The organism is Sulfurimonas xiamenensis (assembly GCF_009258045.1).
GTDB lineage: Bacteria > Campylobacterota > Campylobacteria > Campylobacterales > Sulfurimonadaceae > Sulfurimonas > Sulfurimonas xiamenensis.
In genome coordinates, this window is record NZ_CP041166.1 from 1580024 (window position 1) to 1593096 (window position 13073).

A 13073-nucleotide genomic window follows, 5' to 3' on the forward strand; every position below is an offset into this window, starting at 1 on the left:
ATCTTAGTTTATGATGTGAACTTGATACATATACTCATTGTCTGAGAGTCCGTACTTCACTTCATTCATATAAAAACTTTTGCCTTTTCCTTCAAAATAGTCTTGAAGTTCAAGCAAATCTTTATGTGAATTTTCTCTATCGAAATAAAAAATCACGCTCTCTTCTTTTTCAACAGCAGCTTCGATTTTTTCAAGTTCGGCTTTTTTTGGTTTTGTATTTATATCTGTTCTTGCAAATTTTAAATCCATAATCTCTTCCTCTTTTTTACATCTTATATTTTTTTGCATTATATTAAAACTCTACTAAAAATCGTATTAAAGATGTTTTTATACATTTTTGGTATAATGTCGTAACTTCATAAGAAATCCCTAAAATACTTTTAACACTGTTTTTTTATGAGACAACCTTGTACCAGGATATAATAATGGAAAAAATACTAAATATAGTTGAAGCAATTGCGCATGAAAAAGGCCTTAAACCTGAAAAAGTAAAAGAAGCTCTAAAAACAGCATTTGTAAAAACTGCTCAAAAAATAATTAATCCAAAATTTGCTTTTGAAGCAGTTATAAATAATCAAACAAAAACTATCGATGTTATTCAAACAATTACAGTTGTAGCTGATGATGATGAAAGACTCAAAGATGAAGATATTGCTCCGGCGTATATATCTATAGCAGAGGCAAGAGAGTATGATGATCAAGTAGATATAGACGATCAGCTTCAGATTCCTCACAACCTAGAAGAGTATGGCAGAACAGCTGCTTCAACGCTTCATCGAGAAATAGAATACCATATTCAAAGACTGGTAGAGGATGAAATTTTTAACAAATACAAAGCTAAAATCGGAACACTGGTTACAGGTAGAGTAACAAGAGTTGACAACAATAATGCAACCTATATAGATGTTGATGAAGTTCGCGCTGTACTTCCTATGAAAAGCCGTATTAAAGGTGAAGTTTTTAAAGTTGGAGATCATTTAAAAGCTGTAGTGCGCCGCGTAAATATGGATAAAGAAAATGGTATTCAAATCGAACTCTCACGCACTTCTCCAAAATTTTTAGAAGAACTTTTAGCACTTGAAGTTCCAGAAATTTCAGATGGAACTGTAATTGTAGAAAAATGTGCTCGAATTCCGGGCGAAAGAGCAAAAGTAGCACTAATAAGCACACACCCACAAGTTGATGCCGTCGGTGCTACTGTTGGTGTAAAAGGTGTTCGTATTAATGCAGTAAGTCAAGAGCTTATTGGAGAAAATATAGACTGTATCGAATATACATCTATTCCTGAGCTTTTTTTATCAAGAATTATGAGTCCCGCTATTATATCTAGCGTTGAAATTATTAAAAATGAAAACGCAGAAGCCGAAAAAGCGATTGTTACTCTTTCATCTGATCAAAAATCAAAAGCTATCGGTAAAAACGGTATAAATATTCGTTTAGCCTCAATGTTAAGCGGACTAAATATTGAACTGGTTGAAATTGACGGCAGCACGGCTGAAAAAAGTGAAACAAAAGAGGAAAAAGAAGGTGTTGACGCTCTAGAGGCTCTTTTTAATTAATTAGTCCGTAAAAGGAACAAAGTCCCTTTTACTTCGCTAAAGCCGCTGAGGCTACTAAAGCTTTAGCTTTAAAAAGCTAAGAAAAATTAGTCCGATTACTCAAATTCACTCTCTTCTCATATATGGATTTAATCTTAAGAGAATTAAATCCGCTGTCATATTTCCAAGCAGTGTTAAAAATGCTGTTATCATCAAAATACCCATAATTACCGGATAATCCCGACTTAAAGCACTCATAAAAAAGAGCTGCCCCATTCCTTCTATTGCAAAAATAGATTCTAAAATCACACTGCCGCCGATTAAACCTGGTAAAGAGAGGCCTAAAAGCGTAATAATCGGAGGAAATAAATTTGGCAATATATAATAACGAAACAACTCTCTTCTCTTTAAACCACGAGAGAGTGCAAAATAGTAGTAATCACTCTTTAGAATTTCAAGTGTTAAAGAACGAATATAAATTATCATGCTTCCAAGACCAACAAAGATCATCACTCCGATTGGCAAAACTAAGTGCCATGCCATATCAATATAGTATAAAAAACCATTTTTAGGCTCTACCGAATGAAGTCCTGCTATTGGAAATAGATTTAAGGTTAAAGAGAAAAAAATTATAAAAAGCAAAGCAAGATAAAAAGATGGCATAGAGAAAGAGACTAAAGAGATTTGACGAATAATATAATCAGTTTTTTTTCGATAGTTAAGTGCAGATTTTATCCCTAAATATAGTGATATAACAAAAACTGCAATAAGTGAAATTAAATTCATAGTTAAAGTTATAGGCAGCCGTTTTAGTATCTCTGAGCTAACATCCTGACCTGTTACAAAAGAGATGCCAAAGTTAAGGCTAAAAATATTAATCACCCAGTCAATATATTGCTCAAAAAGCGGCTTATCAAGTCCATAAACCGCTTTTAAAGCAGCCATTGCCTCTTCTGTCATATTTGGATTTAACTCTCCTGCTGCAAAAAAACTATTCGGTGCTGCATGAATTGCCAAAAATGAAATTATTGAGATTAAAAAAAGCATAAAAAATATGTAGGAAATTTTTTTAAATAATTTTATCATAGAAAAATTATATCAAAAACTTTATTGAACTTCTCACTTTCCCAAAACGAAATGGAAAATGAGAATATTAAATGATAAATATGGTTAAAAACTAGCGCTTATAACAGCAACTACATTATCTTCATCAGAACTATCTGCATCAGCTTCAATTCCGGTATAAACAAGACCTATTTCAAACTTATCCATCGCCTTAGTTATTCCAAATGAGTAATAATTTCCAACATTATCATAATCCCCATAGAGAGCACTAAAAGTAATGCTCATCGGAAGAGGAACTGATACATCAGCTTCCCATGCATCAGTAGGATCAAAATCATTTGTTTCAATTCCTCGATAATATTTTGCACCAATCTCAAAAGTTTCAAAATTTTTACTTAAGCCAAAATAGATTTCCGCAAAATTAAGCTCTTTGGATTCATTTGGATATATATAGCTAATTGCTCCTATATCGTAATCTAATCCATAAAATTTGTCAGCATAACCTGCATATATGTCCAGCTCCATTGATGCTTCGCTGCTGTTCCCATACTCAACATTGGAACCCCATACTCCGGCATAAAAATTTTTATAACCTAAATCTATACCGCCTTGAATTGCAGGAGAGTCATCACTTTGCGTCATTCCTCTCCATATATAGTTACTTGCGATTGCCATATTAGCATTCACATCTATATCTGAATTTTTCTCTGCACCAAGTACTATGCTAATAAGCAAAGATGTTACTAAACTAACTTTAATCAATTTCATTTTTGTATCCTAGTTTTAAAGTTAGAGAAATTTTAACACATTCATACACTAACTTATACAATTAATTGATTAATTATTAATCACTTTTTATTTAGCAATATCCCAAGAAAAAACAGTTTTGCCATCTTCAGTCTCTTCAGCAGCAGCCATTCCCATAATATTGTATCCGGCATCTACATAATGAATCTCACCCGTTACACCGGATGCCAAATCACTTAAAAGATACATAGCAGAGTTGCCAACCTGATCAGTTGTAACATTTCTCTTTAGCGGTGCATTTACTTCATTCCAAGTAAGGATTTGTTTAAAGTCGCCTATCCCTGCAGCCGCCAATGTTCTGATAGGCCCGGCAGAAATTGCATTTACTCTTTGACCTTTTCTTCCAAGATCAACAGCCATATATCTTACAGTTGACTCTAAAGCTGCCTTTGCCACGCCCATAACATTGTAATTTACAATATATTTTGGTCCGCCTAAATATGAGAGTGTTAGTATTGAAGCATCGTCACTTAAAACAGGCTCTAAACGATTTGTCAAATCAATCAAAGAGTATACAGAGATATCCATAGCTATTTGAAATGCCTGCTTTGTAGTTTTCATAAATGGCTCACTAAGAGCCTCTTTTGGAGCAAACGCAACAGAGTGAACCAAAAAATCAATCTTTCCAAAATCCCTCTCTATTAATGAGGCAATATTAGCCATATGCTCTTCATTTGAAACATCTAGTTCATATACTTTGTCACTTCCAAACTCAGCAGCAATCGGCTCAACTCTTTTTTTAAGAGCATCATTTAAATATGTAAATGCCATCTCAGCACCCTGCTCATGACAAGCTTTAGCTATACCGTATGCGATAGATTTGTTATTTGCCAAACCTACTATTAAACCTTTTTTACCCTTCATTATCATCTTTCTTTTTTTCTCCTCTGTTTTTTTATTTGTTTAATTCTTGTGCATACTGGCACATTGTACAAAAATGCTCCGCATAAAGCGCAGCACTGCCTACTAAAATTCCATCAACACCTTCAAGAGCTAAAACTTCTGCAGCATTTGTAACTTTAACGCTTCCTCCATAAAGAAGAGGCGCTTGAGATTTTTTCTTTAATTCTTGATGTATAGCCACTATATCTTCAGATGTTGGAGTAAGTCCGGTTCCAATTGCCCAAACAGGCTCATAAGCTATAACCAAATTTTCATATAAAGTATCTATGCCTTCATATTGCTTTGAGATGTACTCCATCATGCTCTCAAATCCCTCTTCTCTTACTTCAATCGGCTCTCCTACACAAAAAATAATCTTAAAACCAAGATTTTTATAAAAGTTAAATTTTTCAACAAGCTTCTCTTGTGCTTCACCTAAAAGATGTCTTCTTTCACTATGACCAATCAAAATAGTTTTTATATTAAACTCTTCTAATTGTTCATATCCGATTTCACCTGTAAATGCCCCATTTATTGTAGGATATGCATTTTGAGCACCAACAACTACACTGCCTGAATGCAAATTTAAACTAGAAGTTGCAGGAAAAACTAAAACTTCTTGCGATATATTGTTTTTTTTCAAAAAACTCTCTACTTCATTTATGTATTTGGTAGTTTTTATTCTCGTAAGATTTGTTTTTAAATTTGCTGCAATTATCATATATTAATCCTCTTGAGTAAATAAAGATTTTACACCCGGTAAAACTTTGCCTTCTAACAACTCCAATGATGCGCCGCCGCCTGTAGATATAAAAGTCATCTCATCATCTACGCCGATTCTTTGAACCAAATCAGCCGTATCGCCGCCGCCTACAACAGTTGTTGCATAACTGTCTGCTACAAAATGAGCTATCTCATTTGAGCCTCTTGAAAATTTATCCATCTCATAAACGCCCATTGGTCCATTCCATAAAACAGTTTGGACATCACCTAGAACCTCTTTGTAAAGCTTTACGGTTGCAGGTCCAATATCAAGCCCCATCCAACCTTTTGGAATCTCCTGAGATGATGTTATCTTGATGATCGAGTCCTCAGCAAATTTTTCTGCTGCAACAACATCAACAGGAATATAAAATTTAACACCGAGTTTTTTCGCCTCTTCCATGATGTGTCCAGCATCTTCAAGCAGATCATCCTCAACAAGCGAAGCCCCTATATCATATCCCAGTTTTTTTAAAAATGTAAAAGCCATACCGCCGCCGATAAGCATCTTGTCTACTCTTGGCAGAAGATTTACTAATGCTTCAAGTTTACCTGAAACCTTTGAACCTCCTACAATAGCAGCAAAAGGACGAACAGGATTTTGAATAAGCTTGCCAAAGAACTCTATCTCTTTTTGAAGTAAAAATCCTGCTGCTTTATGTTTAGAATCAAAAAAGTGTGTAATTCCCTCGACTGAAGCATGCGCACGATGACTTACTCCAAAAGCATCATTAACATAAAAATCTGCCATTGAAGCCAATTTTTTAGAAAATTCTATATCATTTTTTGTTTCACCCGCTTCATAACGAAGGTTCTCTAAAAGCAAAACTTCTCCCGATTGCAGCTTAGATGCCTTTGAAAGCGCATCTTCACCAACCACATCTTTTGCTAAAAGAACTTCTCTCTTTAAAAGATGATGCACTCTTCTAGCAACAGGAACAAGCGAATATTTTGCAACTACCTGACCATCAGGACGCCCAAGATGAGAGCCGAGCACAACTGCACACTTTTGGTCAAGACAGTAGTTTATAGTAGCAAGAGCAGAACGGATGCGGCGGTCGTCTGATATATTTCCAAACTCATCCATCGGTACATTAAAATCACATCTGATAAAAACTTTTTTTCCGGCTAAATCTAAATTTTTAATATTTAAAAGTTCCAAATTCTATCCTATTTGCTTATATGAAGAGCCATATCTAAAAGTCTTGTCGAATATCCCCATTCGTTATCATACCATGCCATGATTTTAACCATATCATCATCAATAACCTGTGTTAAATCCTCTGCAACGATTGAGCTGTACTCACACCCTACAAAATCCTGAGAGACGCGCATCTCTTTGTCGATTAAAAGAATTCCTTTTAGGCTTGTTTGAGCAGCTTCATTAAATACGGCAGCAACTTCTTCTTTTGTAGTTTTTCTTTTTACGATTACATTTAAATCTACCATAGAAACATCAGGAGTAGGAACACGAACACTCTGTCCATGAAGTTTACCCTGAAGTTGAGGAAGAACAAGACCTATAGCTTTTGCAGCACCCGTTGTAGTAGGAATCATATTGATAGCTCCTGCACGCGCTCGGCGTTTGTCTTTTGAGTGCTTTACATCGAGTATGTTTTGGTCATTTGTGTATGAGTGAATTGTTGTCATAAGACCTTTCTCAATTCCAAAAGCATCATCAAGTACTTTTGCAATAGGCCCCAAACAGTTCGTCGTACATGAAGCATTAGAGACTATTTTTTGTCCCTCATAAAGATGTTCATTTACACCAAGAACAAATGTAGGCGTATCTTTATCTTTTGCCGGAGCTGAAAAAAGAACTTTTTCTACACCGTTATTTATGTGCACTTGAGCAGATTCCTGTGTTAAAAAGACACCGGTACACTCTAAAACCATATCTGCACCGCAGTCTGCAAATTTAAGATTTTTTGGATCACGATCGCTAAATACTCTTATCTTTTTACCGTCTATCGTGATGTTTTCAGCATCAAGCTGCACTACTTCACTGCCAAATGTTCCATGTACAGAATCATTTTTAAGAAGATAGAGCATCATATCTATACTTGCCATATCATTTATAGCCACTATCTCTACATCATCCCTTGTTGCAGCAATTCGAGCCACACAACGACCGATTCTACCAAATCCGTTAATTGCTATCTTTAGTGCCATACTATTTCCTATTTAAAATAAAAATTGAGCAATTTTACCTAAATTTAGTTACAATTCGCTTTAAATATGGAAACAATCGCACTTTTTGGCGGCTCTTTTGACCCGCCGCATATCGGTCATGAGGCAATAGTTAAGGCTTTGATAAACTTCAAAGATATTGACAAAGTTGTCATAATGCCTACATATCTAAATCCGTTTAAGTCAAAATTTTATGCTCCTGCTTCTCTTAGAGTGGAGTGGCTAAAAGAGATTTTTAGCGAGTATGAAAATGTGGAAATTTCAGAGTATGAAGTTTCACAAAAGAGACCGGTATCAACAATCGAGAGTGTAAAGCATCTTTTAGAGAGTTATAAAAAAATATACCTTGTAATCGGTGCTGACAATCTTGCTTCACTTGAAAAGTGGAATAGATATGATGAACTCAAAGAGTTAGTAACTTTCATAGTGGTTCCAAGAGACAATATTGAAATTCCAAAACAGTTTTTAATAGTGGAAGTTGATAAGAAAATATCATCAACAAATCTTAGAGAGTGTATTGAAATATCAAAACTGCCAAAAAAGTGCGCAAAAGAGATATATAATTTTTACAAGGAAAACTATTGCAAAACAGAATAGAAAAAATAACTGAAGTCTTAGATAAAAACAAAGCAGAAAATATAGAGGTTTTTGATCTTAGAGAGAAAAATTACTTTGTAGATTATGCCATTATCGCATCATCACTCGGCTCAAGACATACGATGGCTCTTTTAGACCACCTAAAAAATGAGCTCAAACCTGCAGAAAAATTTATCAATGTAGATGAGAGCAGTGACTGGATTGTTGTTGATTTGGGAGATATTCTAATCCATATTATGACACCTGAGTACAGAGTAAAATACGATATGGAGAGTTTTTTAAGTTCTCTTGCCGAGGGCAAAGAAGGCATGCCGCTTTAAAAAACAGTTATCAATTCAAAAGAAGAGAAACTTAAGACTCCAATCTTTTGCGTAAAATATCTGCTACACGAAAAGCGTTCGCATAGATAGTCCATGTATAAGGCACGCTTCCTCCCGTGGGCATAAAACTCGCATCTGTTACATAAAGGTTCTCTAGTGCATGCGCTTTGCAGCTTTTATCAAGTACGGATGTTTGAGGATTCTCTCCAAATCTGCAGCCTCCTGCCACAAGATTTGGCGGAGGCGCAGAGGAGATGGAGTAGCTTATCTCAGAGGCTCCCATTTTTTCCAACACCTGCACAGCTTTTTTTGCCAAGTCATTACCGACTTCTCTATCATGAGGATGGCTGTAGAGATGTATTGCGCCCACGGGGATGCCATACTTATCTTTTACATCTTCTTCGATGCCCACAAAACACTCATCCGTAGGAAGCCAATCATTAAAAACTTCAAAATTCAAAACTCTTGAAGTCGTAAGCTCTTTATAAATTTTTTGTTCAAGAGCCTTACCCCAAAGAATTTTTCCCACTTCATCATAAAAAGCTCTTTTTATGCGGGTAACTAAATTTTGATGCTCAAACAAAAAGTCTATAGTTCCGCCTTTAATCTTTTTACTGCTCTTTTTATACTCATACCACTGCTGCAGGGAGCGGTTAAAGAAAAGACCGACCTCCATAAGCTCTTTTTGCTGTTCGTTCGTAAGCGTTTCAAAACGAAATCGCCCTTCCCCTGCTCCTCCGCCTGAGAAAATAAGATTTTTTCCTACTTGATGATTGTTATTTGCCAAACCGTAAGGAAAAAAGCGATTTTTTGAGTTTAAGAGCAATCGTGAGCTCTCTATTGCTTGTGCGGCTAAAACAAAGATTTTTGCACTAATTTCATGCGTCTTCATGTCGTTATCATAGTAATGTGCTTTTGTAACCTTTGTTGCATCACTCTCAAGCTTATAGACAAACGCTTCGGCAATAACTCTCGCATTACACTTTTGAAGAAGTGCGGCTCTGGCACTCCCTTTCGCGCCCGTAGCACATCCGTAACTCCCGCAAAAGTTTGAGTAAGAGCATCCGTTTCGCTTTAGTGCCGCATGTGGAATTATTGCCCGCGGAGTCGGAATGCTCTCAAAGTTAAGAGATTTACATGCAGCATCAAACCACTTTGCAACTCCGTTTTCTTCAAGTTTTGTATAAGGAAAACAAGAGGTGCTTCTTGGCTCTAAAAAAGAGTGCAAAATCACCTCCCCGCTAACACCGACTATGCGCTCAACTTTTTCATAGTATGGTTCCAGCTCTTCATAAGAGAGAGGCCAATCCACTATATTTGCGCCATCTATCTCTCCATAAGCCGAGAGAAGCTTAAAGTCATTTGGCTTCATACGGTGGAAATAACCGCTCATAAGATTTGAGGAACCTCCCACCATAGAGCCGTTCCAAAAACTCCATTGGTACTCACTTCCTAAATATTTTCTGCGCTCTTTACTTTCATCTAGTTCATAGATAACATGTTGCTCATCTTTAAGGTCGGGCGTAAAAAACTCACGCCGCGAAACTGCCAGCTCATCTTTGTTAAAATCTTCTTCTTTGTACTCTTTTCCTTTTTCAAGCACAACTACACTAAAGCCTGCACGACTCAGCTCATAAGCGACAGGCGAGCCACCAGCGCCACTTCCGATGATACAAATATCGTACATCATAGATACGCTCTTTTTGGACGCGGTAAACCCGCGCGAAACCCAAGCCATCTTTGCGCCGCATCTCTTTTGTTTACACCGTAAACTGCGTCACTCCGAAGTGCTTCCATAGTGTAAGTCAAAAGAGCATCTACCCATGACTCGCCCCATCCGTACTCTGAAATCTCTTGTAAAACCTCTTGCCGCTCCTGTTCTAAAAGATTATAGTAAAGTTTGCCGTGAAGTTTTAGAGACTCTTCATGAAGCCATTGTACACCGTTGCGAAGAAACTCTTTGTGTGAAGCAGTGATTCTTGAATGGTCTAAAATAAGCAGCAAATAAGAAGCTGTATCGACATAGAGCTCCTTTGCTTTTGGAAAAAGATCTTCTTGAACAAGTGTGAGAGTTTTTAAAGGCTCTGCCGCTCCATATAAAGAGGAGTTGCAAAAAAGCAAAACAGCTCCACCTAAAAAGCTTTGTTTGAAAAAATTTCTTCGCGTATTTAAAATCATATTTTATTGTACCTATATTCTTTCAAAACACTTTACAAGTTTGGAAATTTATCTATTCTTTCATTAAAAAGAAATCTATCAAGACTAAACTTACCTGCTCCATAAGATACAAAAATAAGCAAAAAAGCATGAGAGATGAAAGATATTTTAAATCTTTTTGAAAAGGAGAAAGACAAATATTTTTAAGCAGAATAACTCTGCTTAAAAGGCGGTATTAATCAGAGCCTTATTTTCCTTTACCGCACTTGCCGTTTTGATTCATCTCTTTTTTTGCATTACCACACTTGCCGCTGCCACACTTCATCTCTTTTTTTGAATCACCGCACTTGCCATTTTGGTTCATCTCTTTTTTTGAATCACCGCATTTGCCATTTTGATTCATCTCATTTTTTGCATTACCGCACTTGCCGCTGCCGCACTTCATTCCTTCGGCATTAACCGTCGTAGTACTAATGCTTAAAACCATTGCAACCGCTGCAACTAATGATAAAAAATTCAACTTTCTCATATATTATCCTTTTTGTATTGTAAAATCAAAAACTATTGTATCACAACTATAATAATTTATTATGTGATAACGATTAGATACAGTCACATATTATAAAATCTGTATCTTTTTTCTTGAGAATTTAATGATTTGATTTTTTTCAAATGTTTTCATAATAATACAAAAAATGTTTATTTTAAAACATCTATGCATTGCATTATTTTACGCTTTAAAATTTATGCAAAAATAAAACGATTTATACCATTTTCATATTCATGCGCAAGCACCTGATTATGAACTTTTAAAATAGAATCGACCAGATACAAACCGAGCCCAAAACTATTTTTCGCCGGATTGTCTTTAGTAAAAGGTTCTATATAGTATTGTAAAGGGTGTGCGATACACTCTCCTTTGCTCTCAAAACAGAGCTCACCGTTTTTTATCAAAATCTTTACATGGTTGTCTGTTGAGTATTTTATCCCATTGTCAATCATATTTTTAATAGCTGTAGTGTATAGTCTATAATTTGCACTGATTTTATGGGTTGCTTCAACATTATTTACAGTAACATTTTTTTCATCAACCATAGCCATATCAATAGCACCATCAATTATATCTATCAAACGATACTCTGCAAAATCTGTTTTATCTCCGAGACTTGTTACCTCTTCTATAAGAGCAAATTCATTTACCAAAGACTCTAAACGACCAAAAATAGAACTAAATCTATCTCTTTGTTTTTGAGATTCAAGCATTTGTGTTGCAATTGTGCCTTTTGCAATAGGTGTTTTTAACTCATGCATTATATTTCGCAAGAAGAGTGTTCTTGATTCTAAAATAATATTTATTTTTTCTCTTGCTGCTTCTAGTTCATTTGAAATTAATGAAATTTCATCATGTCCTCTTGTTTTAAAAGATATATTCATATCTCCATTTCCATAAAGCGCAATTTTTTTTCTAAGTCTAATAAGCGGACGCAATCTTTGAAGTATCAAAACAAATGATGATGTGATTATTAAAATAATTATCATATAAGAATATGCAACGGGCCAATATTTGTAGGGTTTTAACTCTTCATCAAGAATTAGTATTGAAGATGACGGATTTTGGATATAAAAATATATTTTTTTATTAAACTCCAACATACTAGTTGTTAAGTCAGTTATAACTTTTTTAGTATAAAAACCTTGTTGTGAAAACATTAAAGAAGCATCGACACTTTGAAAATTTTTTTTCTTTAAAATTTTTGCATTTTTTAAAATAATTTCTACTATCTCTTTGTCTTTTTTCAAAACAAAGCCGTATATTGCCAAATTTGCTTCAAGCATAATCTGCGGATTTTGTTTTTGTTGATGTTCTTGATATATCTGAATGATAGCTGTATGTTTTGTAAAAATATTGTTTATATAACGCTGTTTATTTTGTTGAAAAAATTCCCAAAAAACCACACTTACACTCACTAATGTAACTGTAAATGTAAATAAAATAGTTATTAAAACAGCATGTTGACGCATAGCCCTCAGCTCCTAAAAATTACTTAAGAAGCTTATAACCAACGCCTCTTACCGATTCTATAAGAGATTTGTCCCCAAGTTTATTTCTAATTCTTCCAACCATTACATCAATGCTTTTATTGGATGAATCCTCATTTATAGCATTTACATTATGTATCAAATCTTCTCTTGAAACAACCAAACCCTGCTTTGAAATCATATAAGACAAAATGCCAAATTCTGCTTTAGTAAGGTCAATATTTCTACCTTTATATGAGATCATCATTGATGATGGATCACACTTAAAGTCACTTTTTGATTCCTCTTTTTGCTGTGATTTTGCTTCATAGCGTCTTAGAACCGAATATATTCTAGCCTCAAGTTCTCTCGGATCATACGGTTTTGGAAGATAGTCATCTGCCCCAAGCTCAAGCGCTTTTACCTTGTCTGTAACATCACTTCTGGCAGATGAGATAATAATAGGAATATCCTGTCTTTCACGAATCGCTTCGCAAACCTCTAAGCCGTCCATACCCGGAAGAGTTAAATCTAAAATAACCAAATCAAAAGGTTCTAACTTAAGTATACTTACTGCTTTAAAAGGATCGTCTTCAGTGACGACTTCAAACTTAAACTGCTGCAGATACTCAGTAAGTATCTCCGCTAATTCTAAATCATCTTCAATCATTAATATTTTTTTCATAAATTAAATTTTAACAGATATGAACTAATAAGTAGTTAATATTTATGAAAT

At 35.1% G+C, this 13073-nt stretch carries 15 protein-coding genes; 3 read left to right on the forward strand and 12 right to left on the reverse strand.

The genetic code is table 11. The annotated features are described in order from the left end of the window. Positions 1-3: 3 nt before the first annotated feature. The gene (locus FJR47_RS07970) at positions 4-249 is read right to left on the reverse strand and encodes an HP0268 family nuclease (RefSeq protein ID WP_152300306.1); all 246 of its coding nucleotides are present in this window, start codon (positions 247-249) and stop codon (positions 4-6) included. A gap of 176 nt (positions 250-425) precedes the next feature. Here FJR47_RS07970 and nusA point away from each other — a divergent pair, with 176 nt between their 5' ends. Beyond that, a complete protein-coding gene (gene nusA / locus FJR47_RS07975; RefSeq protein ID WP_152299913.1) occupies positions 426-1559 on the forward strand; it encodes a transcription termination factor NusA in 1134 nt (377 codons plus the stop codon). A gap of 105 nt (positions 1560-1664) precedes the next feature. Here nusA and FJR47_RS07980 read toward each other — a convergent pair whose 3' ends face one another. From FJR47_RS07980 to gap, 6 genes are all read right to left on the reverse strand, one after another. Beyond that, a complete protein-coding gene (locus tag FJR47_RS07980; protein ID WP_152299914.1) occupies positions 1665-2624 on the reverse strand; it encodes an ABC transporter permease in 960 nt (319 codons plus the stop codon). A gap of 84 nt (positions 2625-2708) precedes the next feature. Beyond that, positions 2709-3371, reverse strand: coding sequence for a TorF family putative porin (locus FJR47_RS07985; RefSeq protein ID WP_152299915.1), 663 nt, complete (start codon positions 3369-3371; stop codon positions 2709-2711). 87 nt (positions 3372-3458) lie between these two features. Further along, a complete protein-coding gene (fabI, locus tag FJR47_RS07990; protein ID WP_152299916.1) occupies positions 3459-4280 on the reverse strand; it encodes an enoyl-ACP reductase FabI in 822 nt (273 codons plus the stop codon). A gap of 25 nt (positions 4281-4305) precedes the next feature. Continuing rightward, positions 4306-5013: a triose-phosphate isomerase gene (locus FJR47_RS07995; protein WP_152299917.1), complete on the reverse strand. Its 708-nt coding sequence runs from the start codon at positions 5011-5013 to the stop codon at positions 4306-4308. A gap of 3 nt (positions 5014-5016) precedes the next feature. After that, complete coding sequence (locus FJR47_RS08000) at positions 5017-6216, reverse strand: phosphoglycerate kinase (RefSeq protein WP_152299918.1); 1200 nt, start codon at positions 6214-6216, stop codon at positions 5017-5019. 8 nt (positions 6217-6224) lie between these two features. Next, positions 6225-7226, reverse strand: a complete 1002-nt coding sequence (gap, locus tag FJR47_RS08005) for a type I glyceraldehyde-3-phosphate dehydrogenase (RefSeq protein ID WP_152299919.1) — start codon at positions 7224-7226, stop codon at positions 6225-6227. 66 nt (positions 7227-7292) lie between these two features. On the opposite strand from gap, the gene nadD reads away from it, so the two are divergent. Beyond that, a complete protein-coding gene (gene nadD, locus FJR47_RS08010; protein WP_152299920.1) occupies positions 7293-7841 on the forward strand; it encodes a nicotinate (nicotinamide) nucleotide adenylyltransferase in 549 nt (182 codons plus the stop codon). Then, positions 7826-8161, forward strand: coding sequence for a ribosome silencing factor (gene rsfS / locus FJR47_RS08015; RefSeq protein WP_152299921.1), 336 nt, complete (start codon positions 7826-7828; stop codon positions 8159-8161). Before nadD ends, rsfS begins: the two co-directional genes overlap by 16 nt. A 31-nt stretch (positions 8162-8192) precedes the next feature. On the opposite strand, the gene FJR47_RS08020 is transcribed toward rsfS, so the two are convergent. From FJR47_RS08020 to FJR47_RS08040, 5 genes are all read right to left on the reverse strand, one after another. Then, complete coding sequence (locus FJR47_RS08020; RefSeq protein ID WP_152299922.1) at positions 8193-9851, reverse strand: GMC family oxidoreductase; 1659 nt, start codon at positions 9849-9851, stop codon at positions 8193-8195. Next, a complete protein-coding gene (locus tag FJR47_RS08025; protein WP_152299923.1) occupies positions 9848-10339 on the reverse strand; it encodes a gluconate 2-dehydrogenase subunit 3 family protein in 492 nt (163 codons plus the stop codon). Before FJR47_RS08025 ends, FJR47_RS08020 begins: the two co-directional genes overlap by 4 nt. 226 nt (positions 10340-10565) lie before the next feature. After that, the gene (locus FJR47_RS08030) at positions 10566-10847 is read right to left on the reverse strand and encodes an HvfA family oxazolone/thioamide-modified RiPP metallophore (protein ID WP_152299924.1); all 282 of its coding nucleotides are present in this window, start codon (positions 10845-10847) and stop codon (positions 10566-10568) included. 215 nt (positions 10848-11062) lie between these two features. After that, positions 11063-12340: an ArsS family sensor histidine kinase gene (locus tag FJR47_RS08035; RefSeq protein ID WP_152299925.1), complete on the reverse strand. Its 1278-nt coding sequence runs from the start codon at positions 12338-12340 to the stop codon at positions 11063-11065. Positions 12341-12359: 19 nt separating this feature from the next. Further along, positions 12360-13022: a response regulator transcription factor gene (locus tag FJR47_RS08040; protein WP_152299926.1), complete on the reverse strand. Its 663-nt coding sequence runs from the start codon at positions 13020-13022 to the stop codon at positions 12360-12362. Positions 13023-13073: the final 51 nt, after the last annotated feature.

What these genes read in the sequence shown, in the direction of transcription:
- nadD (WP_152299920.1), top strand. Translation starts at nt 7,293, where the DNA reads ATGGAAACAATCGCACTTTTTGGCGGCTCTTTTGACCCGCCGCATATC.
- FJR47_RS07995 (WP_152299917.1), bottom strand. Translation starts at nt 5,013, where the DNA reads ATGATAATTGCAGCAAATTTAAAAACAAATCTTACGAGAATAAAAACT.
- FJR47_RS08035 (WP_152299925.1), bottom strand. Translation starts at nt 12,340, where the DNA reads ATGCGTCAACATGCTGTTTTAATAACTATTTTATTTACATTTACAGTT.
- fabI (WP_152299916.1), bottom strand. Translation starts at nt 4,280, where the DNA reads ATGATAATGAAGGGTAAAAAAGGTTTAATAGTAGGTTTGGCAAATAAC.
- FJR47_RS07970 (WP_152300306.1), bottom strand. Translation starts at nt 249, where the DNA reads ATGGATTTAAAATTTGCAAGAACAGATATAAATACAAAACCAAAAAAA.
- nusA (WP_152299913.1), top strand. Translation starts at nt 426, where the DNA reads ATGGAAAAAATACTAAATATAGTTGAAGCAATTGCGCATGAAAAAGGC.
- FJR47_RS07985 (WP_152299915.1), bottom strand. Translation starts at nt 3,371, where the DNA reads ATGAAATTGATTAAAGTTAGTTTAGTAACATCTTTGCTTATTAGCATA.
- FJR47_RS07980 (WP_152299914.1), bottom strand. Translation starts at nt 2,624, where the DNA reads ATGATAAAATTATTTAAAAAAATTTCCTACATATTTTTTATGCTTTTT.
- gap (WP_152299919.1), bottom strand. Translation starts at nt 7,226, where the DNA reads ATGGCACTAAAGATAGCAATTAACGGATTTGGTAGAATCGGTCGTTGT.
- FJR47_RS08030 (WP_152299924.1), bottom strand. Translation starts at nt 10,847, where the DNA reads ATGAGAAAGTTGAATTTTTTATCATTAGTTGCAGCGGTTGCAATGGTT.
- FJR47_RS08040 (WP_152299926.1), bottom strand. Translation starts at nt 13,022, where the DNA reads ATGAAAAAAATATTAATGATTGAAGATGATTTAGAATTAGCGGAGATA.
- FJR47_RS08020 (WP_152299922.1), bottom strand. Translation starts at nt 9,851, where the DNA reads ATGATGTACGATATTTGTATCATCGGAAGTGGCGCTGGTGGCTCGCCT.
- FJR47_RS08025 (WP_152299923.1), bottom strand. Translation starts at nt 10,339, where the DNA reads ATGATTTTAAATACGCGAAGAAATTTTTTCAAACAAAGCTTTTTAGGT.